Annotated in this window: 24 protein-coding genes and 1 rRNA gene; 2 read left to right on the forward strand and 23 right to left on the reverse strand. The window is 42.0% G+C overall.

Features of this window, described 5'->3' with window-relative positions; genetic code table 11:
- The 11 genes from Ga0466249_RS08545 to panC form a co-directional block, all read right to left on the reverse strand.
- Positions 1 to 625: ribosomal RNA gene (locus tag Ga0466249_RS08545) — 16S ribosomal RNA — on the reverse strand; the annotation flags it as partial.
- A gap of 460 nt (positions 626 to 1,085) precedes the next feature.
- Positions 1,086 to 2,588, reverse strand: a complete 1,503-nt coding sequence (gene lysS / locus Ga0466249_RS08550; protein WP_215829036.1) for a lysine--tRNA ligase — start codon at positions 2,586 to 2,588, stop codon at positions 1,086 to 1,088.
- Positions 2,589 to 2,616: 28 nt separating this feature from the next.
- On the reverse strand, positions 2,617 to 3,096 hold the full coding sequence (greA, locus tag Ga0466249_RS08555; RefSeq protein WP_215829037.1) for a transcription elongation factor GreA: 480 nt from the start codon (positions 3,094 to 3,096) through the stop codon (positions 2,617 to 2,619).
- 212 nt (positions 3,097 to 3,308) lie between these two features.
- Complete coding sequence (locus tag Ga0466249_RS08560; RefSeq protein WP_215829038.1) at positions 3,309 to 4,403, reverse strand: NAD(P)H-binding protein; 1,095 nt, start codon at positions 4,401 to 4,403, stop codon at positions 3,309 to 3,311.
- Positions 4,404 to 4,437: 34 nt separating this feature from the next.
- The gene (locus Ga0466249_RS08565; protein WP_215829039.1) at positions 4,438 to 5,346 is read right to left on the reverse strand and encodes a DUF8754 domain-containing protein; all 909 of its coding nucleotides are present in this window, start codon (positions 5,344 to 5,346) and stop codon (positions 4,438 to 4,440) included.
- Complete coding sequence (locus Ga0466249_RS08570; RefSeq protein ID WP_215829040.1) at positions 5,346 to 5,882, reverse strand: sugar-binding transcriptional regulator; 537 nt, start codon at positions 5,880 to 5,882, stop codon at positions 5,346 to 5,348. The genes Ga0466249_RS08565 and Ga0466249_RS08570 overlap by 1 nt, the downstream gene beginning before the upstream one ends.
- A 126-nt stretch (positions 5,883 to 6,008) precedes the next feature.
- Entirely contained in the window at positions 6,009 to 6,965 is a 957-nt protein-coding gene (dusB, locus tag Ga0466249_RS08575) for a tRNA dihydrouridine synthase DusB (protein WP_215829041.1), read from the reverse strand.
- An 88-nt stretch (positions 6,966 to 7,053) separates the two neighbouring features.
- On the reverse strand, positions 7,054 to 7,818 hold the full coding sequence (locus Ga0466249_RS08580; RefSeq protein ID WP_215829042.1) for a type III pantothenate kinase: 765 nt from the start codon (positions 7,816 to 7,818) through the stop codon (positions 7,054 to 7,056).
- Positions 7,819 to 7,945: 127 nt separating this feature from the next.
- Positions 7,946 to 8,923, reverse strand: coding sequence for a biotin--[acetyl-CoA-carboxylase] ligase (locus Ga0466249_RS08585; protein WP_215829043.1), 978 nt, complete (start codon positions 8,921 to 8,923; stop codon positions 7,946 to 7,948).
- Between the two features lie 57 nt (positions 8,924 to 8,980).
- Positions 8,981 to 9,364, reverse strand: a complete 384-nt coding sequence (gene panD / locus Ga0466249_RS08590) for an aspartate 1-decarboxylase (RefSeq protein ID WP_215829044.1) — start codon at positions 9,362 to 9,364, stop codon at positions 8,981 to 8,983.
- Positions 9,364 to 10,221, reverse strand: a complete 858-nt coding sequence (gene panC / locus Ga0466249_RS08595; RefSeq protein ID WP_215829045.1) for a pantoate--beta-alanine ligase — start codon at positions 10,219 to 10,221, stop codon at positions 9,364 to 9,366. Before panC ends, panD begins: the two co-directional genes overlap by 1 nt.
- A 384-nt stretch (positions 10,222 to 10,605) precedes the next feature.
- On the opposite strand from panC, the gene Ga0466249_RS08600 reads away from it, so the two are divergent.
- Both Ga0466249_RS08600 and Ga0466249_RS08605 read left to right on the forward strand, forming a co-directional pair.
- Positions 10,606 to 11,274: a response regulator transcription factor gene (locus tag Ga0466249_RS08600; protein WP_215829046.1), complete on the forward strand. Its 669-nt coding sequence runs from the start codon at positions 10,606 to 10,608 to the stop codon at positions 11,272 to 11,274.
- Positions 11,271 to 12,689: a sensor histidine kinase gene (locus Ga0466249_RS08605; protein ID WP_215829047.1), complete on the forward strand. Its 1,419-nt coding sequence runs from the start codon at positions 11,271 to 11,273 to the stop codon at positions 12,687 to 12,689. Before Ga0466249_RS08600 ends, Ga0466249_RS08605 begins: the two co-directional genes overlap by 4 nt.
- Before the next feature lie 47 nt (positions 12,690 to 12,736).
- On the opposite strand, the gene ftsH is transcribed toward Ga0466249_RS08605, so the two are convergent.
- The 12 genes from ftsH to pstC all read right to left on the reverse strand — a co-directional run bounded on the left by ftsH (position 12,737) and on the right by pstC (position 26,834).
- Positions 12,737 to 14,695, reverse strand: coding sequence for an ATP-dependent zinc metalloprotease FtsH (gene ftsH / locus Ga0466249_RS08610; protein WP_215829048.1), 1,959 nt, complete (start codon positions 14,693 to 14,695; stop codon positions 12,737 to 12,739).
- 113 nt (positions 14,696 to 14,808) lie between these two features.
- Positions 14,809 to 15,348 carry a hypoxanthine phosphoribosyltransferase gene (gene hpt, locus Ga0466249_RS08615; RefSeq protein ID WP_215829049.1) on the reverse strand — a complete coding sequence of 180 codons (540 nt, stop codon included), beginning with the start codon at positions 15,346 to 15,348 and terminating at the stop codon, positions 14,809 to 14,811.
- Between the two features lie 4 nt (positions 15,349 to 15,352).
- Positions 15,353 to 16,735, reverse strand: coding sequence for a tRNA lysidine(34) synthetase TilS (tilS, locus tag Ga0466249_RS08620; RefSeq protein ID WP_215829050.1), 1,383 nt, complete (start codon positions 16,733 to 16,735; stop codon positions 15,353 to 15,355).
- Positions 16,736 to 17,028: 293 nt separating this feature from the next.
- Entirely contained in the window at positions 17,029 to 19,473 is a 2,445-nt protein-coding gene (gene spoIIE / locus Ga0466249_RS08625) for a stage II sporulation protein E (RefSeq protein WP_215829051.1), read from the reverse strand.
- Positions 19,474 to 19,683: 210 nt separating this feature from the next.
- Complete coding sequence (locus tag Ga0466249_RS08630) at positions 19,684 to 20,112, reverse strand: S1 domain-containing RNA-binding protein (RefSeq protein WP_215829052.1); 429 nt, start codon at positions 20,110 to 20,112, stop codon at positions 19,684 to 19,686.
- Between the two features lie 104 nt (positions 20,113 to 20,216).
- The gene (locus Ga0466249_RS08635) at positions 20,217 to 20,477 is read right to left on the reverse strand and encodes an FtsB family cell division protein (protein ID WP_215829053.1); all 261 of its coding nucleotides are present in this window, start codon (positions 20,475 to 20,477) and stop codon (positions 20,217 to 20,219) included.
- An 84-nt stretch (positions 20,478 to 20,561) separates the two neighbouring features.
- Entirely contained in the window at positions 20,562 to 21,047 is a 486-nt protein-coding gene (yabQ, locus tag Ga0466249_RS08640) for a spore cortex biosynthesis protein YabQ (RefSeq protein ID WP_215829054.1), read from the reverse strand.
- 27 nt (positions 21,048 to 21,074) lie between these two features.
- Positions 21,075 to 21,356: a sporulation protein YabP gene (gene yabP, locus Ga0466249_RS08645; RefSeq protein WP_215829055.1), complete on the reverse strand. Its 282-nt coding sequence runs from the start codon at positions 21,354 to 21,356 to the stop codon at positions 21,075 to 21,077.
- 121 nt (positions 21,357 to 21,477) lie between these two features.
- Complete coding sequence (locus tag Ga0466249_RS08650) at positions 21,478 to 22,452, reverse strand: SpoIID/LytB domain-containing protein (RefSeq protein WP_215829056.1); 975 nt, start codon at positions 22,450 to 22,452, stop codon at positions 21,478 to 21,480.
- Between the two features lie 125 nt (positions 22,453 to 22,577).
- Positions 22,578 to 24,884, reverse strand: coding sequence for a methyl-accepting chemotaxis protein (locus Ga0466249_RS08655; RefSeq protein WP_215829057.1), 2,307 nt, complete (start codon positions 24,882 to 24,884; stop codon positions 22,578 to 22,580).
- Positions 24,885 to 25,064: 180 nt separating this feature from the next.
- Entirely contained in the window at positions 25,065 to 25,925 is an 861-nt protein-coding gene (gene pstA / locus Ga0466249_RS08660) for a phosphate ABC transporter permease PstA (protein ID WP_215829058.1), read from the reverse strand.
- Positions 25,926 to 26,834: a phosphate ABC transporter permease subunit PstC gene (gene pstC / locus Ga0466249_RS08665; protein WP_246588580.1), complete on the reverse strand. Its 909-nt coding sequence runs from the start codon at positions 26,832 to 26,834 to the stop codon at positions 25,926 to 25,928.
- Between the last annotated feature and the right edge of the window lie 35 nt (positions 26,835 to 26,869).

Raw genomic sequence — 26,869 nt, forward strand, 5'->3', positions numbered from 1 at the left:
CCGCACTTTTAAGATAGACTAATGTTCCCGCCTGCGCGCGCTTTACGCCCAATAATTCCGGACAACGCTTGCCACCTACGTATTACCGCGGCTGCTGGCACGTAGTTAGCCGTGGCTTCCTCCTCAGGTACCGTCATTGCGACTCATTATTCACAAATCGCACATTCGTCCCTGAAGACAGAGTTTTACGACCCGAAAGCCTTCTTCACTCACGCGGCGTTGCTCCATCAGGCTTTCGCCCATTGTGGAAGATTCCCCACTGCTGCCTCCCGTAGGAGTCTGGGCCGTGTCTCAGTCCCAGTGTGGCCGTTCATCCTCTCAGACCGGCTACTGATCGTCGCCTTGGTAGGCCATTACCCCACCAACTAGCTAATCAGACGCAGACCCATCTTCCAGCGATAGCTTATAAATAGAGGCCATCTTTCTTTGTCTCTTCTTATGAAGAAACAAACACATTCGGTATTAGCAACCCTTTCGGATTGTTGTCCCCATCTGGAAGGCAGGTTGTCTACGTGTTACTCACCCGTTCGCCACTAAGAAATCATTGCTGATTTCTCCGTTCGACTTGCATGTGTTAGGCACGCCGCCAGCGTTCGTCCTGAGCCAGGATCAAACTCTCCATAAAAGTATATTTTATGAAGCCTTTTGATAGGCTCTATAAATTCAAATCAGAAATTATTTTGGTTGGTTTCTTATAAAAGAAACCCGCACATCTGGCATTAATCATTACCATTGTTTAGTTTTCAGAGAGCATGTTGTCTTGCGACAGCTTTTATATGTTACCACATCGCAAGCGATGTTGTCAACATATTTTTTTGCTTCACAACCGTAACTGCAAAAGCATTTGTCTGTCGTTTTTAGCGACTCGTTTATATTATCACAGGCGCCCTGTTATGTCAACAACTTTTTTCAGTTTCAACTGATTGTAATTGTTGTTTTTGAGACGGCCTAACGAGACAGCTCATATAGAATATCACAAATCATTTCGTTATGCAAAAAGAAATATCTTATATTTTAAACAAAGAGCCCAACAAACTATTTAACCATAGTTTATTGAGCTCTCTTCCTAGCAAAACTTCATTCGTTTACTGCTCTCTTTGTTTCATTTGCGGAAAGAAAATCACATCACGTATCGATGCACTGTCCGTGAGTAACATAACAAGCCTGTCAATACCGATACCAAGGCCGCCTGTGGGCGGCATACCATACTCAAGAGCCGTCACATAGTCCTTATCCATCATGTGAGCCTCATCATCCCCTGATTCACGTTGTTCTACTTGTTTCAAGAAACGGCCTTCCTGATCGATAGGGTCATTGAGTTCCGAAAATCCATTGGCCAGTTCACGCCCGAAAACAAAAGCCTCAAAGCGATCTGTAATTTCACTATTTTCTTTATTACGTTTCGCCAGTGGTGAAATTTCGGTTGGGTGTCCCGTAATAAAGGTTGGTTCAATTAAATTTTCTTCTACTTTTTCCTCAAATACCTTATTCACAATACCGCCAATGCCATCGCCAGCAGCAAAAGGAACATGTAAAGATGTCGCAAGTGTCCGTGCTTCTTCCAGCGTAGTCACAGCAGCAAAATCGACTTGAGTATATTTCTCAATCGCTTCCGTCATAGACATGCGATTCCATGGCGGCGTCAAATCAATTTCTTGTCCTTGATAAGTAATTTTCATGGTACCTAAGACATCTAAAGCAATCTTAGAAATCAATTCTTCCGTAAGTTCCATAACAACCTGATAGTCACCAAACGCCTGATAAATCTCAACGAGTGTAAATTCCGGATTATGCTTAATATCAATGCCTTCATTGCGGAATACCCGTCCTACTTCATAAACCTTTTCAAATCCGCCAACAATGAGACGTTTCAAATAAAGCTCAGGAGCAATACGCATATACAGATCGATACCAAGAGCATTGTGATGTGTAATAAAAGGTTTTGCGGCCGCACCACCTGCAATAGAATGCATCATGGGCGTTTCTACTTCTAAAAAGCCCTTTTGCTCTAAAATCTGACGTAATTTTGAAATAATTTTACTCCGTTTAACAAAGGTATCCTTTACTTCCGGATTTACAATTAAATCTAAATAACGTTGACGATAACGGACTTCTACATCCTTTAATCCATGAAATTTTTCCGGCAACGGACGTAGGGCTTTCGCAAGTACTTCAAAATCAGTTACTTTTACACTAATTTCACCACGATGTGTCCGAAACATGGTTCCTTCAACACCAATGTGATCACCAATATCAAGTAACCGAAAAAGAGCATAATCTTCTTCTCCTAGCACATCTTGACGAAAATAAAGCTGAACACCACCTGACATATCCATGAGATGGGCAAAACTAGCCTTTCCATGACCACGAATGGCCATGACACGCCCGCAGATACGCACCGTTTTTTCTTCCAATTCTTCAAATTGTTCAACAACTTCAGCTGCATGATGAGTAGCCTTGTAGTTGCGACCAAACGGTTCAATTCCTTTGTCTGCAATAGCCGTCATTTTTTCACGGCGTGATTTCATCAATTCATTCAGCTCTTCCGCCGTAACTGGCGTATCTTTTACCTCAACGTGTTTACTCATTTTTTTACTTCCCCCGATAAACCTTTATCTAGGCCCGTTTAATATTTAATACTTCGTATTTTAAAATGCCTGCTGGAACATTCACTTCAACAACACTACCCACTTTTTGTCCTATAATGGCTTCACCGACTGGAGATTCATTAGAAATTTTAAACTCGCTAGGATCAGCTTCTGCCGAACCTACAATGGTATATTCCAGTTCATCACCAAATTCCATATCTTTTAAAATAACGGTAGACCCCACTGTTACGATATCAATGCCGACAGCATTTTCATCAATCAATTTGGCATTGCGCAGCATTTTTTCCAGCGTAAGAATTTCACCTTCAATAAAAGCTTGCTCATTCTTAGCATCTTCGTATTCCGAGTTCTCACTTATGTCACCAAAATCAATTGCTTGTTTAATCCGTTCAGCTACATCATGGCGACGGACTGTTTTTAAATGTTCAAGTTTTTCCTCAAGTTTTCTTAATCCTTCTTCAGTTAAGATAATCTGTTTTTCAGCCATATGTTTATCTCCTTTAACCCTTATACTTCACTTATTGCTACTACTTACGAATGTTCACATGAAAGAGCCTCAGATAAGGACCACCTTGGCAATATAAATAGTGCCAAGTGATTAGCTTGACACCTTGAACAAGGATCAGTCTAAGATAGATAATATTTCTTCCTAGTTTTATGCACTATTATAGGCATAAAGAACTTCTTTGTCAATAATTTCTAGCCTATTCTCTCCTTCGACACTTTACATTTTAACAATGCGTTTGTACGGATAACATTAACCTCATCAGGCAGCAAAGCCCGCTCAAAACTGCGAAGACCCGCCAATTTGAAACCATGTTTTTGAGCTAACTGGGTAATCTTTTCAATTTGCTTTACTGTGATATCCCGGCCAATGGTAAAATTTTTCTCATATTTTTCTAGTGCAAGTATCATCGTTTCAGCCATACAAGCGTAAGCCGTTCCTGGCGGAAAACCAAAATCGAGGCCAAAGTTCACGTTTCCAGGAACCTCCACAATGCCGCCTTCAATGACAAGTACGTCATTTCGTTCAGCAGCAACACTTTTCGCAACATTACGCGGACGCGCCACATCGCAAACAACAGCACCGGGTTTTAAATCACCTGGTTCAATTAAACTATCGACAGCGCTTGTCACCGCAATTACTACATCAGCTGACTGTACAGCGGCTTTAGTATTTGCTGTTACCTCAACAACTAATCCCGTTGTGCGCATGATGTGTGCGGAAAGTTTTTCTAAACGACTTTCATTCCGGGCCACAAGGGTTAAATAACGTACTTCCTTAGCAAGAATTTGAGCACAAGCCGAACCAATCGCCCCTGTTGCACCCAAAATAACGACACTGGCACGTTCCAATGAAATTCCCATTACCTTGGCTGCCTGACGAGTTCCTTCGAGAGCTGTAGCAACAGTATAGCTATTTCCCGTTGTAACAGCAATATTCAAATTTTTTGCAACCGTAATTCCTGCATCACCTACAATAGATGTAAAGGCACCAAGCCCGACAATTTTCGCGCCTAAGTTTTCCGCTAATTTTCCGGCTCGAATAATTTTTTGAATGACCTTTTCCTGCGGTAATTCCACCATTTGCCTTGAGGTAAGGGGGCAACCGATAAAAAAGCCTTCCGCATCAGCTACAGGCGACTGAATCCCCCTAATTGTAGATACCTTAAAAGGGGGTATGTACTGGATAATCGTCTCAATAAAATGATCAGAAAAACGTTTGGCAATCGGAAATTTACGGGAAAGATCCCTTGCTGTCAGAGGATGAACGATAAAGGCAAACTTCTCCATAATGGTCCTCCCTTTTGTACTTCATCTAACAAGACTAGACCGACAAATCCATAATCCGTGGCTCAATGGCCAATTTATCAAGAATTTCCACATAATTGTCTACAGATAATTCATCAACTAATTTTTTACCAGAATAAGCTACTAAAATAGCTTCTAAAATATTTGTACCAAATGAACGCCCCCCCATAGAGGGAGTTGTCGTAATGAGTTTTTTAACCCCACGCGCTGCAAGCAAGTCAATATCTTCTGCTGTCACTGTATTCGTAATAATCGTCTTGTCAGCCAAAGTGCTTGGCATATAACGGCGAATAAAGTGAAAATCGCCGGCAATGATATCGGCCTCTTCAAAATAAGGGGAAAACTTGGGAATAATTTCATTTTGTTGCTCACCTGTGGGATAAAACATACTAATAGGAAGTTGTGTAATAATTGGCGCTATATAGCGCGCTAACCGTGCCAAAGCTGTCAAGCTTCGAATGGGAAAGGGCCAACCTAACCCAAACATTAAATCCCCGAAAATAACATGACTCCCTGCATTGACAAGTGCTTCAGCCAAACCAAACCGATCCACTGCGCAGACAATCAAGACCTTTTTCGTTGAAAAATCCATTCCTTTTGTTGTAGAGAGATACTGTACAAGACGTCGCTCTAATGTATTTTTAATGCCACTGCCATCAACAATAGGTGAAAATTGGGCAGCCTTGGCAATTTGCGCCGACTCGCGAAAAGTATACCGTTTATTTCCAGCATAAATATAAAGATCTGTGCCCCCCAAGCCAAATGCCGCAACTTTGCCATCAAACTGCTTAATTAGGTCGATAGCCCGGGCTTTATTACCATCTGTTCCCCGTCGTTCGACTAAAAATTCTTTTCCACCAAATACTTCCACCGCTTGATGGTCACGACGGCTAGATCCTAAACTGACGCTTAGAACATGTTGCATTAGCCCTCACCTGCCCGAAGATCTAATGCGTCGAATAGTGCCTTTACCTGCACGGGACTCACAATAACATCTTCTTCAATCGGTGATTGACCAATCTGAACGGCAATGACTTCTTGATCAAGCAACGTTTCTATCAGCTTAATACGCATATTGGATGCCAGAATAATAACAACATCAAACTGACGAAGAGTGGCAATAATATTCATGATTTCATTAAATAATTCCAAGCCTGATTTAGTTTCGACAAACTGCCAACGTTCTTTCTCAGAGAATAACAACTGATACTCGAGCCCATACTCCCGCGCTAATTGCCGAAGTTCATTACAATTGCCAATCGGAAAACCAACAAGAGCCACGCGCCGTCCTTTGCGAACTTCTCCCATACTTTCAAGGCGTGAAATAAAGGGGCGATCCAGATGGAGCCGACGAGCAGTTTCCTGCTGTGAAATGCCATGACTTCTCATAGCAAGGATCTGTTCAACTGTGCGATAAACTTTTTGCTTATTAATCACCTTTTCACCGATCCGAAGCAACATGGCTTCACCCCTACGTTATTATATGTGCACACTCTTGTGTACATACATAGTTTACCATTTTCTTTTAATTCCGACAATTGTTTTTAGAAGGTCAGGACAAACTACCGTTTTGTCCTGACCTTCTTGTTACTGGGCAATCTTATTGACTACGTCTAAAAACGCTTCTTTACTCTCAGCTTGATTAAAGAAACATCTTAATTCCGCTGATCCAGGCATGCCTTTAGTATACCAAGCAGCATGCTTGCGCATTTCTCTAATAGCCAAATATTCCCCTTTAACTTGCAGCATCAAATTAAAATGACGTCGAATCATTTCAACCTTTTCTGCTCTAGTAGGAAGTGATAATTTTTTTCCTGTATCTAAAAAATGATTAATTTGAGCAAAGATCCACGGATTTCCTTGAGCGGCCCGACCAACCATGATACCGTCACAGCCTGTTTGCTTCATCATTTCACAGGCATCTTCCGGTGAACGAATATCACCATTGCCAATCACAGGGATTGTCACACATTCCTTTACTTTCCTAATAATATTCCAATCTGCTTCACCTGTATAAAACTGTTCCCGCGTGCGACCATGTACAGCCACAGCCGCGGCGCCAGCCTGTTCAGCAAGTTTGGCAATCTCAGGCGCATTCACTGATAATTCATCCCAGCCTTTACGTATCTTTACTGTCACAGGAACCTTGACAGATTCCACAACAGCAGCCACGATGCGATAGACCAAATCAGGCGTCTTCATGAGGGCCGCACCTTCGCCATTCTTGACAACTTTCGGCACAGGGCACCCCATATTAATATCAATAATATCGGCGCCAGCTTGTTCTACAATACGGGCCGCCCTGGCCATACAAAGCGGATCAGATCCAAAAATCTGAATGGAAACGGGTCTTTCGTCATCTTCCATAGCCAACATGGCATAGGTGTGTTTGTTTTTATATAATAACCCCTTGTCACTCACCATTTCTGCAACAACAAGCGCACATCCCATGCTTTTTGCAAGGAGTCGAAAAGGCAAATCGCAAACTCCTGCCATTGGAGCCAAGATAACAGGGTGTGCTAATACAATGGATCCAATATTCATGCCATACCCCCTCGCCTATCTCTATTTTCTATCATAACAAAAAGACGGTAGAAAAATACTACCGCCCTGCTTAATTAATAAAAAGAGATTACATGTTGCGCTCATAAATAATTCTTAAACCTTCAAGCGTCAAAAACGGTTCAACAACATTAATGGAATGAGATTCTTGGGCAATCAAATTGGCCAAGCCACCCGTTGCCACAACATAAGCCTCATGTCCCAATTCTTCGCGCATACGACGAACAAGTTCATCTACCTGTCCAACAAAGCCGTAAATAATCCCTGACTGCATACTGCTAACAGTACTGCGGCAAATAACATTCTTTGGTTTTACTAACTCAATACGCGGCAATTTTGCAGCGCGCTGAAAAAGTGCTTCTGATGAAATACCAATACCAGGCGCAATAGCTCCCCCTAAATAATCACCATTTTGCGCAATAGCACAAAATGTCGTGGCTGTACCAAAATCAACGACAATCAAAGGACCGCCATACTTCGCATGAGCAGCTACAGCGTTCACAATACGATCTGCACCTACATCACGCGGATTTTCATAGCGAATAAAAATTCCTGTCTTAATACCCGGTCCAACAATGAGCGGCTCCACGCCAAAATAACGTTGTGACATGCGAGTAAGCGGCACCATCAGGGGCGGAACAACAGAAGAGATAATAACCGCGTCAATCTTTTTTACATCCGTGCCACTATAAACAAATAAATCATGAATAAGCATACCATACTCGTCTGCTGTCTTTTGCCTGTCTGTTGACACGCGCCAGTTGACAAGCAATTTTTCTTTTTCATAAACACCTAGCACCATATTAGTATTCCCTACATCAAAAACCAAAAGCATAAAAATCCTCCTGCCATTTGAATTATGAATGGTAAGACCTGCTCGCAACATGCCCTGCGCACTTTTACACCAATAAAAGCAACCATAATACTTTTCACCATATCAAATGGCAAAAAAGGAACGACTGTTATCGTTTGACCATCCGAATGGACACATCACCAGCAAGCACGCGTTCAATGCCTGTCTCTCTTTCAATAAGCAATGCACCGTCTGCATCAATATCCACGGCCTTGCCACTAAATTGTTCATCCATACCAAATACATCGACAATTTTCCCAAGCGTAATTGATTTCCGGCGCCACTCATCGAGAAGCGGTCCGAATCCTTCACTGCAGACCTTATCATAAGAATGCTCAAGCTCTTCAAGAATCTTGCCTAACAAAACCTTGCGATTCACTTTTTCCCCTGTGATCATGGCTAAAGAAGTAGCAATCGTCTGTAACTCCTGTGGTAAATCGTCCGCGAAAGTATTCACATTGATGCCCATACCAATAACAATATAATTAATTGCATCAAATTCAGCACTCATTTCAGTTAAAATACCAATCAGCTTTTTATTGTCATACAATAGATCATTAGGCCATTTAATGCCGCAATGAATCCCTGTCTGACGGAAAATTGCCCGTTCTAAAGCGACAGCAGCAAGTAAGCTGCATTTTGGCGCATCTGCCGGCCTAAATTTCGGTCTAAGTACAACAGACAGCCAAATACCTTGGTACTGCGGTGAATACCAGCCACGTGCCAAACGTCCCTTACCGTTATTCTGAGACTCTGCAATAACAATGGTACCTTCTGGCGCGCCGCGCTGCGCTTCATTTCTTGCTTCATTATTTGTTGAACTAACATCATCAAAATAGACAATTTTTTTACCCAACCATTGAGTCGAAAAATGAGGGATAATTTCTTCCGGACGAAGCCGATCCGGTACCATCAGCAGCTTATAACCTCGCCTTGTATGAGATTCAATCTCATAGCCCGCTTGCTTTAGCGCTTGAATATGCTTCCAAACTGCCGTTCGTGAAACAGCTAATCGCCGTGAAATATCCTCACCTGATAGATACTCATCTCTATGATTGCGTAACATTTCCAGTATGGCATTACGCACAGAAATTCCTCCCACAATTGTTAGCTTTATCATAACGGTTCGTTAACAGTCTGTCAATTAACGAATGTCCCCGTGCTGTTCAGACTGTGTAATATGGACAATGCCATTTGATTCATCAAGAAAAACAACAGTTGGCTGATAATTTTCCATTTCCTTTTCATCAAAAATAGCAAAAGTCATAATAATCACCGTATCGCCCGGCTGTACTAACCGCGCTGCCGCACCATTTAAACAGATCATACCCGATCCTCGGGGACCGGCAATGACATACGTTTCTAAACGAGCTCCGTTATTATTATTAACAACTTGCACCTTCTCATGAAGACAAATATCTGCCGCGTCCATTAAATCTTCATCAATTGTAATACTTCCCACATAATCCAAACATGCCTCCGTAACGGTTGCCCGATGAAGCTTTGATTTAAATAAGGTTCTCATCATCACGCATTCCTCCAAATAATATTATCAATCAGACGTGTCTTACCAATTCTAACTGCCATGGCAATGAGAATGGGGCCTTGAATGTCAGACACAGATTCTAACGTCTCTTTATCAACAATTACTAAATACTCAAGGGCGGCCAGCGGCTCCCGCTGAATCAGTTCCGTCATTTGCTGAAGTATCTTATCACTCTCTTGTACACCTGATTCAAGCAACTTTGTTGCCAGCTGTAATGACTGACTCAATACGAGTGCAGCTTGTCGTTCAGCAGAACCTAAATAAAGATTGCGTGATGACAAGGCCAATCCATCTGCTTCACGCACAATCGGTACAGGAACAATAGTCACATTCATATTTAAGTCTTGCACCATCTTTTGGATCACCACAACCTGTTGCGCATCCTTTTGGCCAAAATAAGCCCGATCCGGTTCTACAATATGAAATAATTTTGACACAACTGTTGCAACGCCGCGGAAATGACCAGGACGTGAAGCCCCACAAAGTCCAGCAGTAACACCCGAAACTTCAACAAAAGTATTCATATTCTCAAATCCCTGGGGATACATTTCCGCAACTTTTGGCGCAAATACCCAATCAACACCTACACTAGCAGCTCGAAGTGAATCTTGCTTCAGATCGCGCGGATAAGACTCGAAATCTTCGCCCTGACCAAACTGTAAGGGATTAACAAAAATACTAGCGACCACGCAATCATTTTCTTCTCTTGCTTTCCTCATCAAGGTAAGATGACCTTCGTGCAAATATCCCATCGTTGGTACAAGTCCCACTGTTTTTCCCTGCTTCTTGGCTAAATGTAGGCATTTTTTTAACTCCCGTACTGTTGTAATAATTTCCATGATAATCCTCCTTATGTGTAATGATAAAATAAAAAAAGCCTTTCTGACAGAAAGGCTCCTCATCACAACTAGCGGCACTTTCCGTCTCAGTCACGTGGATCTAAGCGGTTTAGGCAATTTTATTTAATTAACCTTAAATCAAATGCCATCAGTGCAGCTCAATTACGATACCACCTGAAGCTTTTCTGCCCCCCTATCATAGCATAAGGACTTTTGTAGAGACAACCCCTGTGGAACAAATTTTCTCTGTTACTGTTTGATTTTTTATGGTAGCATACACTTGAGGGAATTTTATAATTTTCTTTTAAATTATGTCTCAAAACCATTGATTTTACCAGTTAAAGAATATGGAATTTACTCCATTGAGAAAGAAGGCGAAAAGTCATGCTAAAAATATTAATTGCCGATGATGAGGCAAGCATTGTGGAAGTAGTCCAGTTGTATTTAGCAAAAGAAAACTTTGAAATATTTACGGCCTATGATGGCAATGAGGCCCTCAAGATTGAAGAAACGGAGCAACCCGATTTACTGATTCTCGACATTATGCTGCCAGGATTGACAGGTCTTGAAATATGCAAAACGATTAAGCGTGATGTACCCGTCATTTTTCTGACAGCAAAAACGACGGAATACGATAAAATCACGGGGTTCTCACTTGGCGCTGATGACTATATTACCAAGCCCTTCAGTCCTAAAGAACTTGTTGCCAGAGTAAAAGCCGTACTGCGCCGTAGCAATGCTCTCTTTACCGAGACCATGCTCGAATTTCCCGGTTTAACAATCAATCCTTTATCCACTGTCGTCCAATGTGACAATCATCCTGTTGTTTTATCACCGAAAGAATTTGAATTACTCCTATTTCTCATCCGCCATCCCGCCCAAGTTTTTTCCCGGGAACAATTACTAACGAATGTTTGGGGATATGATTTTGACGGGGATGACCGCACAGTCGATGCCACAGTCAAACGGCTGCGCCGCAAATTGAGTGGACAAGCACAAAATCACATTCACACTGTCTGGGGTAAAGGCTATAAATTTGAGGTTCAGCCATGATTCGATCGATTTTCGGGCGTATCTTGCTATCAAATTGTATTATTATTGTCATAACTATTGTGACCTTTGCTTTACTTACGGGCTATCTCATTCGTATGCATGTTATTGACAACAGGAACAACGAAGTTTTGAGTAAAGGACAAGCAGCCGTAAATCTTATCGTAAATGATAGCCGCTTAGGGCCTGCTGTCTTAGAACAAAATATCGCCACAATCAATGAACTTGTCGGCGCTACTTGCTGGATTACGGACAAAGACGGCAAAACTCTCGCAGGAATTCCACCTGAAGCTTGGCACCTTCAATACCCAGATGTTTCAGAACATCTAAATAGTCTCGCAAGCGGATTAACACGTTATTGGATTCACCATTCAAATCGCCGCATAGATCCCCAAGGTCCGCCAAATGACCGTTCCGTACTTGTGGCGCTACCCATTCCAGATATTGAGCACAATAAAATATTATTCTTACATGTTTCTGCCCCAAAGGTTGCAAAACCCGCCGAACCTTTCGAAAATTTATTGCTCTACTCCGCCTTGGTTGGCTTACTTACGTCCATTATCTTTGCCTTTTTTATTTCACACTCACTTACATCGCCCTTGAAAAGTATCAGCCAAGCAGCCCGACGATTTGCTCAGGGCGATTATGACAGCCGTACAAATGCAACAGATAACAGTGAAATCGGACGATTGGGACGTACATTAAATACTATGGCCGCCTCGCTTTCCACAATTGAACAAAACCGACGTGAGTTTTTAGCTAATGTGACACATGAACTCAAAACGCCAGTAGCTTCAATTCAAGCGATGACAGAAGCACTCATTGATGATGTCGTCCCACAGGACAAAAAAGTTGTCTTTCTCTCTTCCATTTTGACGGCTAATAAACGAATGAATCGCCTCATTAATGACCTTCTTGATCTTTCCAGTCTGGAAGCAGGTGAAATTCCAGCAGTCATCGAAACTATTGACCTTAGAATATTTTTACACGACCAATTAAGTAAAGAACAATTATTACCTCATCATCCAGTCATACTTGAAGAACAATTTGCGGAAGGCGATTTAAGAGTGCTCGCCGACCCTTATCGTTTAACTCAAGTACTAACCAATCTGATGAGCAATGCCAAACGCTATGCGCCACCTCAGTCCACGATTACCCTTTCCGCTCAGCGTAAAGGGCAAATAATCTCTTTTTCAGTAGCAGATCAAGGCAAAGGAATCGCGCCTGATGAACTTCCGCTTATTTGGGATCGTTTTTATCGTATTGATAAATCCAGGTCGCGTGATGACGGAGGCACAGGACTTGGCCTCGCCATTACAAAAAAGCTTGTTGAGCTCATGAACGGACACATTGCAGTCAGCAGTTCCCCTGGTAAAGGTGCAACATTTACTGTGACTTTACCAGCTAGTCTCTCGTAAATAAACAAAGCTCCCGTCAAATCAGACGGGAGCTTTGTTTATTGTAATTATTTTTTTTCGTCAGGACGACTAATATAAACAATCTTTGGAGCATCAGGATTTTCTTTATCTGCTGGTACTTCTTGCGTCTGCTCACTGGAAATTTCATTTTCAGCAGTCGAGACACTGATACCTTCAGAAGGAGCCAGATCATCTTCTGCCTCGTTAGGTGATGAAAGCCTACCCGTTTCAAGCAACTCCGCCAATTCCTTGCCTTCTAGTGTTTCACGTTCCATAAGTGTCCGAGCAACAAGATGAAGTTTCTCAATATTGTCCCGTAACATCTGTTCGGCTTTATCGTAAGCATCTTCAATAAGACGCCGCGTTTCTTTATCAATAGAATAAGCTACTTGTTCGCTGTAATTGCGCTCATGAGAAATATCGCGGCCTAAAAACACTTGTTCCTGCTTATGACCAAATGTAATCGGACCCAAGACTTCACTCATACCATATTCCGTAATCATTTTACGCACAAGCGCTGTAGCCCGCTCCAGGTCATTTTGGGCGCCTGTACTGATTTCACCCAAAATCACGGCCTCTGCAACACGACCACCAAGCAACATTGTAAGCTGCTCCAACAGTTCCGATCGCGTTGCATAATAACGGTCTTCTGCTGGTAACGACATCGTATAACCGCCAGCTCTACCACGGGGAATGATCGAAACTTTATGAACAGGATCGGTACGTTCAAGCAGCATACCTAGTAAGGCATGGCCAGCTTCATGATAAGCAGTCAGTTTTTTCTCTTTATCGCTAATCACCCTGCTTTTCCGTTCCGGTCCAGCCACAACGCGTTCCACGGCTTCTTCCATTTCTGGCATATCCACGCGGCGCTTATTGCGACGAGCGGCTAAAAGCGCCGCTTCATTGACTAAGTTGCTCAAATCAGCACCAGTAAAGCCAGGCGTACGTCGCGCAAGCACATCAAGATCGACTTCTTTCGACATAGGCTTCCCTTTAGTGTGTACTTTTAATATCTCTTGACGCCCCTTCACATCAGGACGATCCACAACAACCTGACGGTCAAATCGGCCAGGTCTTAAAAGTGCCGGGTCTAAAATGTCAGGACGATTTGTGGCAGCAATAATAATAATGCCCTCATTCACACCAAATCCATCCATCTCAACTAATAACTGATTGAGTGTCTGCTCACGTTCATCATGACCACCACCAAGGCCTGCACCTCTTTGACGGCCAACAGCATCAATTTCGTCAATAAACACAATACACGGAGCATTCTTCTTGGCTTGTTCAAACAAGTCTCTCACTCGAGATGCACCAACACCTACAAACATTTCTACAAAATCAGAACCGCTAATACTAAAAAACGGTACGCCAGCTTCACCGGCAATAGCCCGCGCCATTAGCGTCTTACCTGTTCCTGGAGGTCCAAATAAGAGGACCCCCTTCGGAATACGAGCCCCTAAATCATTGAATTTTTTCGGATGCTTTAAAAACTCAACAATTTCTTCCAATTCCTGTTTGGCTTCATCAGCACCCGCCACATCAGCAAAGGTTACTTTAATCTTATCTTCACTATGAAGCTTCGCTCGACTTTTACCAAAACTCATAACCCTGTTTCCCCCACCTTGGGTTTGCTGCATAATAAAGAACCAAACACCAATAAGCAGTAGCATGGGAAGCACTGAAGAAAAGATCGTTGTCCACCAAGGCGGTTGCGGTGGCTGCTCAGCTTTAATATCCACCCCTTTATCACGCAGGGTATTGATTAAAGTTGGATCATTCGGGGTAATGGTTGTAAACTCTTGACCATCCTTCAGCTTCCCTTTGATAGTATTATCCACAATCGTCACACGCTCAACATTTTGGTCATTTACTTGTTGTAAAAACTGAGTATAACTGACCTCCTGCTTGGTTACTGTGCGCGATGAATAATAGTCAATGATGGAAATCGCGATAATGATGATCAGTAAATAAAAACTGACGTTGCGAAAAAATTTACTCAAAATAGCCCTCCTCTCACTGGAGTTCATGGAAAAGTATAATAATATCCACAGTAGAATATTATACCATAGATATATTCAAACTTACAACAAACAGAATCAAAACATTTTCCATTTCAGTGACTGTAAATTTCCGGTTTTAAAATCCCAATAAACGGTAAATTACGGTATTTCTCAGCATAATCCAGACCAAAACCGACAACAAAATAATCGGGAATGGTAAAACCATTGTAAGCAATTGGCACTTCAACCTTGCGACGATCCGGTTTATTGAGGAGCGTACAGATTTTTACGCTTTGCGGATCGCGTGATTTAATGTAATCAATCAAATATTTCAGCGTCAAACCCGAATCAATAATATCCTCTACAATCAGTACATGTTTTCCTTTTACATCTTCATCAAGGTCTTTGATAATGCGTACGACACCACTGGACGATGTGGAATGTCCATAACTGGAAACTGCCATAAAATCAAGCGCAACAGGAACTTTAATGGCTCGTGATAAATCAGCCATAAAAATAGCTGCCCCGCGTAACACGCCAATCATGAGTATTTCTTGTCCTGCATAATCTTTTGTAATTTCCTGCCCCAATTGTTCCACTCTCTTGGCCAGATCTTCCTGACTCACTAAAATTTTCTCAACATCTTCAAGCATGGGTTTACTCCTCCTGGTATCCTAGGGATAATTGCAAATAAATTTTGGTATGACTAGCTACGGGGGCCAAGGACGATTGTCGCAATCCACCCAACCAGACAATGCCTTGAGCATTATACACAACAGGTATAAAAGGCCGCTGTTCTTGGGGCACCTTTTCATCAATGAAAAGGTTTTTTACCTTCTTACTTCCAACAAAACCCTTGGGCTGAATTTTATCACCAGGATGACGTGAACGAACAAACAGCGGCTGGACAAGTTGTTCATAATCAAACCAGGCCTCAATAACAGAATCTTGACTAGGTGGCTGCCCTAAAATCTTGGCAGTAATGAAGAGCTTAAGTTCCGGTATCATCGTAACTCCCGGAATCTGAAGTGTCCGTGGCTGATAAAGACCACATGCTAAATTACGCACTTCATAGGTAAATTCCATATTATCATAATTCTTATATACCATCAGCCCCCGTGGCAACGGCATTTGACTGCTAACAGGCCAATCAAGCAGCATCTTCGTCAACTCTTCCACATGATAGAAGCGGATTCCTTTTAAATGACCTTGTTTTTTTTCAATAGCCAACCTAAAAACAGCACGAATTAATGCCGGATGGGCCTTTTGAACGGTAAGTGATAAAAATAATCCTTTGCCAGAAATTTTTGCTACTTTTTCAAACAGACTTTGAGCAGACTGTTCAATAAAATCCTGTTCATCCTGTAAAATAGCCGCGGTGCGGCAAAGCGAGGCCTTAATACGGTTATTATACTCCAACTCGAGCTGCGGTAAAAGACATAGCCTGATACGATTACGAAGAATTTTTATATCACTATTGGTTTTATCATAACAAAAAACAATATTCTGCTCTGCTAAATAATCAACAATTTCCTGCTTTGTCACTGCAAGAAGCGGGCGAATGACACTTCCCGTTTTGGGGCGAATGCCCTTAAGACCGGCACTGCCACTTCCACGCAATAAATTCATAAGTACTGTTTCAGCCTGATCATCTTGGTGATGGGCTGTCACAATTTTCGTCTGACTATGACCGAAAGCTAATTGATGAAAAAAACGATACCTCACAATGCGACCCGCTTCTTCTGTAGCGAGTCCATGCTCTTTGGCAAAGGCCTGCACATCACAATGATGACAATAACAGGGCACACCTAACCTTGCACTCAGTTCTTTTACGTAAGCTTCATCGTGGTTTGCATCTTCCCCCCTGAGGCCATGATTCACATGCGCAACAGCCAGCGTAAAGGGATATGCCGCTGCAAGCTTTACAAGCACATGAAGCAATGCCACAGAATCACTGCCACCTGAACAAGCCACAATTAAGTAATCGCCTGAATCGATTAAATGACAGTCCTCAATAAAAGCTTTTACTTTTTCAAGCATATTTAGTATAACTCCCTGCTTAATAGTTTATCACGAAACAAAAAATAGTATGGTAAAATTAATTCTCTTGCCTATCATTCCTTTCCTGCCAACGACAACAGATTGTTTGGATAAAGCAGGAATAGCTTAACCTTGATATCAGTATTCCAATGTAAGCAGAATAAAAACCGTAAGCCTACTCTTTGCTACACTCAACAGGGATAGAATCGTATTACTATAAGCAGAAGCCAAGTGAGACGGTGGAACGCATATACATAAAAAAAGCCAGCTTACGCTGACTCAAAAACATTATTTTAATTGAGCAACCCAATACGGCCAGCAACAACAGTCATATCATCCTGTTGTTGCTTACCCGCTTTTTTTCGCGCCTCAGACAATAATTTCGTTGCAATGATCTTGGGATCATCACTAGAAAGACAGCGCAAATAATTGGCTACCCACTCCTCCCTATTTTTCAAAGAAGCATCATAAATGCCATCACTAATCAAAACAAAAACATCTCCTGCTCTTAATTGCATCGTCATAGGCTGAATTTCTAACGGCTCTACCATACCAATCGTCGCCGATGAACATTGAATGGTAGCGACCTCACGAACTCGTTTAACATAACTAGGCGCTGCACCCACTTTTAAGAAATCCGTCTCACCTGTATAAGAATCAAATACAGCCATATCAATGGTCGAAAATATTTCACCCGGACTTTTTACAAGCAGCATCGCATTGGCTGTTTTAACAGCAACATCAAGTTCAAACCCCGCTGCAAGCAACCTTTCGAGAAACTCTACCGCCATGGTACTTTCCTGATGAGCTTCACGCCCTGTACCCATACCATCACTTAAAATTAATGCCGTTTTTCCTTGTGGCAAATGAAGTATAGAATGGCTATCACCTGACAAGTCCTGATCATTTTTAGCGATAGATGCAAAACCCATTTCCAGCTTTAGGCGTTGCACTGTTTTTAACGTAATTTGACAAGGCCGTTGTTGCTTGTGACTACCACATTCAGCCGACATACAAAATGCCTCACCAAACAAACTTGCTGCTAAGGGGAGCAATGTATGGCGACATTCATCGTTTCCCGAACACAGGTCTTTTCTAATTTTTATTGTTCGACATGCATCTTTTTCCGTAACATCTACGGAATGGACGGGACAACTTAATTGCTTTGCTTGCTCCATAAGCCGCTCAGCTAATTGATTGCCTTGCCTAACTTTCAGTCGTGTTTCGGCCCGCAAGGTATCAATAATAGAACTAACTGCTTTCATCTGTTCCGTCACCATCTGCCTCGTATCAGCCACTTTATTATGCCAATAAAAATACGTCTTGTTTTCTTCTGTTGTTTTACAAACCTCAGCAATTAAGTTTTTTTGATTCATACAATGCTCTTTTAACGTCTTAGGCAAAGTACGTTCAGATAAAGCTCCTTTTTCAGCCAAAACTGCCATCTCCACGAGTGCTTCGTAACTCTGATAAAAATCTTGCTCCCAACAAGTGCTTCGATTACGACAATCTTTGCAAACATTCTCTCCTACCAAAGCCAGTAATGCTTGAAATTCATGGTCTTTAATTTCGGATTTTCTTTGGACAGAAAGTTCACCAAAACGAGCGGATAAGTCAGCAAATATTTCTGCAACTTGTTGTAATTTTTTATTTAACCCCCCCAGTTGCTGCTCCATTTGACTATGATCGGAAAATACGACAATACGCTGCTCAATTTTTTTAAGATAGCGAGTCGGAATGCATAGTACACACAAACCTGCGGCAGTTACTTCGATCAGCCAAGCTGTACTATCAATAGCTTGTCCAAAAGCAAGGAGTACGACGGCATTGCCTAGTAAATAGCCGAAAATAACGGCTACTCGGCCTAATTTTTGAAAAATCCCGGCAAGAAGTCCCGCAGCAGCAAATGTTGCAATGGCAAGTGTAGGCTGGCCTTCAACCAAACCAATTACAAGCCCCACAGCCACCCCCATAATTGTGCCATATCCAGCACCACCGATCAATGCCAATAAAACAATAAGGGTGCTTCCTACAATATTGCGCATACCATAACCCCAAAACTCAATGTGCCCAATACCCGCCAAAGCAAAGGCTGCCATAACGACCAAGCCGATGCGACCTTCGTTAATAGCACTACTGCCAGCAGACATTTGCGAAGTAATGGTTAAATCAAAAATATAATATAACAAAGCACAAAGCATCGCATTCATCACAGCGATTAAGCCCTCATATAACGTAAATGCACTGTTTATCTGCACAAGAACAGTACTAATAAATATGACAGAAAAAAGCAGAATCGGTAAGGCCACCATCTTTCGTTCCAGCCTATTGACCTTATCGTAATAGTGGATATAACCAATCATACTGAATAAATAAATAAAAACCTGATCCCCAAGGCCAAGCGACAATATGCCGCAAAGAACACCACTTGCAGCAAAAATGCCTAGACGTGGCGAAACTGTGTAAATACTGGCAAAAAATGCAATACCACAAGGATCTAATTCACCAAATAAACTTACACGGGCCAAAAAAACTCCTAATATTCCAACAGCCCAATTTGTTGTTGTAAGCAGCGGTTTAAGAACTGCCAAAACCGTCGAACTAATCTTTCCCATTCTAAGATGCCTTAGTCGTGTCAAAATGTATTTTCCCCAAACAAGCGAGGGCTTGTGGGGACTTTGGATTTGGGGTGATACAGGAAGTTCATCGGGAAGAGAAAGCATGGTAACACGTGGCATATTTCTGCCTCCTTTAAGTTCAATAGTACAAATTTAATTTTACATAATTTGTAATAAATGTTTTGTCTGAAGGAGGTAAATTTCAAAAAAAAAAACTGACAGTTTCTTTCAAATAAACTAAAAAACTAACAGGCTCTTCCGCGCTAAGTGAAAGAGCCTGTTAAACCAATAAAAAAAGGCATTCCCACGGAATGCCTACCAACTCAATTGTTATTCAGCCCGACGAGCAGCACCACGACCGCCACGCTTGGACTCAGTATTACGTTTTAAATCCGATAACCGTTCATCACTATCTTTTAAAAACTTCGTCAATTTGTCTTCAAAGGATGGAGCATTGAATCTCTGACGTCGGTTATCATTGGCATGTGGTCTCCGATAGGATGGTTGTGCAGGAGCTGCTTTTGGCGCTTGCAACTGTTTAATAGATAAACCGATTTTGCCACGCTCGTCAATAGAAAGTACCTTTACCTTAACAGTATCCCGTTCTTTAAGAAAATCTTTTACGTCGCGCACATAAACATCGGCAACCTCTGAAATATGAATAAGACCTACTTTACCTCCAGGTAGTTCCACAAAAGCACCAAAATTCGTGATTCCTGTTACAACGCCTTCTACCACGCTGCCAATTTCAATGGACATACTAATCAAACTTCCTCCTTAAAAAACTTTATTTACAATCATATTATAGCCTTGACCTTCAAAGAGTGTCAAGAAATGACTGCGAACAACTTACAAAAACATTACTATTTGCTATTCGATAAATAGGGAACTTCCCCTGGTTTCACAAGACCCAAATCGTCCCTAGCAATCTTTTCGATATAGTCTGGTGTAGTCAGTTTATTTTTTTCATCAATCAAGCTTTGATGAACCTGTTCCGCTTGTTCCAATTTTAACTGATTTAATTGGTATTCCTGATGAATAGCCCACAAGTCACAACTCTGACGAATAAACACATAAGCAAACCCAAACAACAAAACAAGCAATACCAAGCGAAACCCGCTCAATTGTACACCTCTCGAATGCACGAATTAACACCACCAGACACATACTTTTATTATATAGTTCGCCTAAAACAGTTGCAATCCTGCTTACTTAAAAAAAAGTTGAAATTTATACCAAACATGTCGAGCCTTTCTATAAACTCCCCCATAGACAAATTGTGTTTTACGTCGAAAAAAGCGCAAGGGTGCGGTCATTACACGCAAGGTATAAAAAAAAGGCTGTACAATAAGAACATGAAAAGTTTGATAGACAGCTTTCATGATCCCGCGAAGTGCCTTGAACCCCACCAGAATACATTGCATGGCCCGACTGCTCAAGAGCCGATAATAAAAAAGCGCACCTAATGCTAAACTAATAAAAACATATAATCGCATTTCACCACCATTACTGCAAAGAAGTACCGAAAAAACAATCAGTGCTGCGAGTAACCAAAAACATAAATCAGCCACCGCAGTGGTTAAAACTCGTAACCTGAGTGTTTTTCTCATGAATCGATAACAATCAAATAGAAAGGATAGGGCAATCGCAGTAAGAGCCAACCACAGAAAAGTTGCTAACTGGCTTTCTTCCATGCCTTCACCGCCTTTCTTCGCATTGAACTATTTAAGGAGTCTTTCTAACAGCCCCTTTTTCTGCTTTACTTCGTCATCATAGGTAATGGATTTGACTGTTCCTTCAAAAATAATATTACCCTTATCTAAATTAAGCTGCTTAATATTGAGTCCAGCACCTTTCACAATTAAAATTCCCTGCTCTGTTTCCATTATGACTTCATGTTCATCAAAGCTGCCCAGATTGACAACGCCATCTACCGTCATTTCTTCTCTATCAACAAGGCTAAACTGATGACGCCAAGCGGGTGTCTTCTCATCGATGGCCATACTTATCTTTCCTCCTACTATCTGTCCTCAGTTCACTGTATGCCTGATGAAACACAGTTATTACGCAAAAAAAGAATCAGGCTGCATTTCAGCCTGATTCTTTTTTCTGCTGCACTGATTACTATTGATAACGCTGCTCAATTGTTACGTCTTTAAAATACTGCGCAATAATCTCATTGGCTGTTTTACCTGACTTGGCTAGTGAATAAGCCCCCCATTGGGACATTCCTACACCATGACCATAGCCCTTTCCAGTAAAGCTAACCTCATCACCGACAATTTCCACCTTATCTAACAGCATCGATTTAATAAGAGTACCTCCCACAGTCACGCGGAGTTCAGGTCCACTGACTGGAATACTTTTATTCACCGTAAACTGAGTCACACGTCCCGAAGGCCCCTTTTGGGTCACTTCTATACTATCTAACGACGAAGCAGTTTGGCCCAATTTCGCCATAGCAGCCAAAATATCTTGCTTTTTTACCTTGGCTGTCCAGCTTTTAATATCCGCAGGCGCTAAATCGTCAGGTGACGGAACAGCCATAATATAAGGTGGCTCTGCATCTTTATAATCAAGTCCCTCTTTGGCTGTTGCCGTCATCCCTCCTGCACTGGCATGAAACCAGGCGTGAATCGGCTGGCCCTGATAAGTAATAATTTTCCCCCGCGTCATGGCAACAGCCTGCTTGACATTGTCTGTAATATCTTTAGCACTATAAGCCTGAAATTCTTTGATATCCGTAGAAGCCTGTGTATGCCTTTCCGGTACACCGCCTTTTGTTTCAATGGCCTCAATCGTAAAAGTCCTGGCCAAAATAGCTTGCGCCGCCAAGGCTTCTACCGGCCAATCTGATTTCATTTCGCCTGCAACAACTCCGGCAATATAATCCTCCATCATCATGGACTGCGTTGTACCTGTCTCATGCATATAGACAGAAATTTGGGGTTCAGCTTGCAAAGACACTGACGGATTAGGCGGTGTAACATCCGGCTTTTTCTGCGGAGAAAATAAATTACAGCCACTTACAGCGACGGCCATAAAAATTCCCGTCAACAGCAATCCCACTGCATGAATGGTCGAACTTTTTTTATACATGGCATGACCTCCTCTTTTCCTGTAGTATGGCAAAGAAAAAAGCCTTCCATACAAAAAAAGTCGATCAAAGTCAAACTTTAAAATATATTCATAGTAAATTTTCCCCATTTCAACTTAACATACAATCACTCAGACTTAAACTTGTCAATAAGTTCATCAAGCTTGGATGCCAGATTACGAAGTTTTTCTACGGAATGAAGAATATCCTGCGAAGCCGCCAACTCTTCTTCACTAATTGCTGCAATCTCATGAACACTCGTACGATGTTCAATTGTCAACTGATGAATCCCCTGCACGGCCTCAAGAGCCTCGCCACAGAGTGATACTTGTCTATCTGTTTGGCCTGTAATGGCTGTAGCATTGCTTTCAACCTTCTCAATGGCTACCACAATCTGCTCAAAGACCCTATCAAGAGATTTAGCCACACCCACACCTGTTTCAACCTTATTAAGGCTTTGTTCCATTGTTGTGATAACTTCTTGCGTCTGGCTCTGATTTTTTTTGATAATTACTGCAATATCGTTCGCCGACTCCATCGACTTGTCAGCTAATTTCCGGACTTCCTCAGCCACAACAGCAAAACCTCGCCCTGCCTGTCCCGCTCGCGCCGCTTCAATAGCAGCATTTAAGGCCAAAAGGTTCGTCTGTTTGGCAATATCCGTAATAAGAGTCGTAACATTACTGATTTCTTTCGTATTCTGCCCAAGCACTGCTAACGTTTGCGCCGCCTGGTCCACTAATCTTTGCAAAGATTGCATTGTATCCACCGTCTCATTAACGACCTCCCGGCCCTTTAATGCAACAGCAGAGCACTCCCCTGTCTTTGCTGCCGCATCACAGATACTTTCTGCCACATTACCTGTTATATCAACAAGATGATGAATGAGCTCTTCTGTTATCGCCGTTTTTTGTCCCTGCTGATTCATAGTCTCAGCAATATTTTGAATAGACTGACTTACCTCTTCACTGGCCTTGCTTGATTGTTGGGCAGCGCAGGCCACTTGATTGGATGACTCTACAACAAGACCGGTTGAATTCTTCACAGCCTGCACAATATGGCGCAAGCTTTCTGTCATAGTACCAAAAGCCTGGGTAACTCGTCCAAACTCATCTGTACTCGTACTTGTTAAAATATGTGTCAAATCACCTCTGGCAACAAAATTTACGCCACCAACGAGTTGCTGCAAGGGCGCAAAAACTTTTCGTATTGCCAAAACACCGATCACCACAAAAATAATAATAAGAACAAGGGTAACTTTCATACTTTTCTCAATCGTATCATAAGCACTCTGCAAAGCCACCTGCTTCGGAAAAAGCGACACAGCAATCCAATCTGTATTGGCAATGGGACGATAAGAAACAAGGTATTCCTGTCCCCGAAAAACCCCGAATGTATCGCCTGACTGTTTTTCTACCGCTTCCTTATAATACGATTCTGACAAAACCTTACGTTCCTCCACAGCAGAAGAATCAGCTTGATAAAAAAGGGGTACACAATTTTTATCAATAATGGTCAGCATATAGCCGGGATTTTGTGACAAAACATTTTCCATCATCGTCTGGAGGGTAGCAAGTGAGATATTACCAGCTAAAATTCCATCCTTTCCTTGAAGCGGAACAGCTCCGACTACAGTCAGCTGCCCGTTAATCTTCGCAGGGTCCGAAAAAAACGTTGTCCCTGCCATAGCCTGCTTAAAATAATCGGTTCCACTAATATTACTCAAAGGAAGGGCATCCGTACGAGCCAATTCTTGTCCGTCACTCTTAACCACAGTCAGGGCATCTGTTGTCCCATAATAAGGTTTAACAGACAGTAAAAATTCTTTTACTGTGTCGCTCTGCATACTTCGCATTTGCCCCATGGCACTTGTGGCTAACAAAAAATTTTTCTTCGCCAGAATAAAATTCCCTGTATCACTTGCGACACGCTCAACAACCTTTCTATTCTTCTCTGCCGCTATTTGAGTAAGACTGGCAAGCGTCTCGTTAGTAAAATACCAGCCAATAAGACACAAAGGAATGGTGCAGGTTAAAATCGTAAAAATTACCGACCTTGTGGCAATAGAAGTCAATTGATAGCGAAAACTCGTGCTTGCCAAGTAGTGCTTAATAAAGCGAGGGTTTGTCCATCTTTTCAAAACATGAAGACTATCTTTCTTACGCGCAATATGAAGTACCCGACCACGCGCCCCTTGAGAGCGAACAGTAACACCAAAATCCTGTTTTGGCATAAGCTGTCTGAGACGACGGCCAAGAGTAAACAATTGCAAAATATTTTTTCTATTCACTATCCTATTATGATCTTCGAGATTCTTACAGGATAAAGATTTCTTTCGATTGCGTTTTAGACGAAAACCCAGCAATCCATTAACAAGAAAGCTCACAAACATTTCTTTGACTTGTCGAATAAAGCCCCGAATTCGTTTGAACATGTAGTGTACCCCCTAGTATTATCCTATACTAACATACTAACATCATAAATATAGACGCTCTATATGCTGTAGCAAGTCTTAATATCTGCGTAACAAAATATTAAAAATTGCAATCAAAATAAACAAAAAAAGGAAGAGAAAAGTTTTGATCAAACTTTTCTCTTCCTCCTGCCCAGCTTCTTAATGTTTAGCAGTTGCCATGCGCCGTCGCATGATTCTGCCTGGAATAGCAAAGAACAAATTGAAAATGAGAATCGTAATTATCAGCAATGCTCCAATGCCATTGGCAATATCTATACGATCCGGAACCAATCCAACAGCCATAACATACCACATGTGTACAGCTAAGGTTTCACCTGCTGCCATGGGATCCATGTCACCCAACGTTCTTGACACCGTCGTACCTGCCGTAAAGATAAGAATCGCTGTTTCACCTAATGCCCGCCCAGCCGTTAAGGTAAGACCCGTAATAATACCTGGCAAAGCATTGGGCAAAACCACATTCCAAATGGTCTGCAACTTTGTAGCACCTAAAGCCAAACTAGCTTCCTTGTATTGACCTGGCACAGTACGAATGCTTTCCTCCGTAACCCTGACAAGGACAGGCAAGTTTAACAAGGAAAGCGTTAAAGCTCCACCAATAATACTAAATCCCATTTTAAATATATTGACAAAGATAATCATGCCAAACAAACCAAGAACAATAGAAGGAACGGTGGCTAAACTTTCCGTACTCAGTCGAATCATATCAGTAATCTTATTTTGATTAGCATACTCAGCAAGATAGATTCCCGCCCCAAGTGCTACAGGAACAGAAAATGCCAGGGACAAGAAAAGGATATAAAAAGAATTGAAAAACTGCGGTCCCACACCACCGCCCACCCGCATATCACTGGGCTGCCCCGTAATAAAGCTCCATGACAATACAGGCAATCCTTTGACAAGCATGTAAAGTAAAAATACAACAAGAATAGCTAAAATAATTATACCTGCTATCCACATCAGAGCAGTTGCTAGTTTATCGAACATTTTAGCTGACATTTAGGCTATCCTCCCCTTAGTAATCCGACGAATAATTAAAATCATCGCGAGTGATAGAAGCAGTAGTACCAAAGCCATCAGAAAGAGCGAATTACCCCAGGCAGATCCAAAAGGAGTGTTGCCCATTTCAACAACAATTTCACTAGGTAAAGTCGAAGTCGGCATAAAAAGCGATTTAGCAATTTGCGGTGTATTACCAATAACCATTTGAACAGCCATGGTCTCTCCCACCGCCCTGGCCATAGCTAAGATAATAGCCGTAGAAATGCCGGGCAAAGCCGCAGGAAGCAGAACACGCCAAATCGTTTGCCAGCGCGTTGCCCCCAGCGCAAGTGAAGCTTCTTCTAACGAAGCCGAAACGGATCGGATAGCATCCTCGGAAATACTAATAATAGTTGGCAAAATCATGATAGCCAAAATAATTGCTGCTGCAAGCAAACCAAATCCCGTACTGGCATGAAAATGAACACGAATCAACGGAACAAGAATGGTCATCCCTACAAACCCGTAAACAACAGAAGGAATAGCCACATAAAGATCTGTTGCCGGCCGCATAATTTCTCTTAGCCAGCCAGGTGCTATTTTGGCCATAAAGATGGCACCAGCTAATCCCAGCGGAGCGCCAAATAAAATTGCCAAAAGAGTAACAAAAATTGAACCCGAAATAAAACTAAAGGCCCCATATTTTGCATCAGAGGGACTCCACTTAGCACTCGTAAAAAATTCCGTTAAACTAACATCTTTAAACGTCAATAATCCTTGTTGCCCAACAAAGATAATAATGGATAAAATAATGACTGTCATTAAACAAGCACAGGCAATAAATAAATATCGAATATAGCGATCTGACATCAATTTAAATTGATGAGCCCTATCTACTGGTTCAATAAGATTTTTAGTCAATTCCATCGTTATCCCATCCCCTACTTCTCAGCGTACATCCC

Source organism: Pelorhabdus rhamnosifermentans (genome assembly GCF_018835585.1).
Lineage (GTDB): Bacteria > Bacillota > Negativicutes > UMGS1260 > UMGS1260 > Pelorhabdus > Pelorhabdus rhamnosifermentans.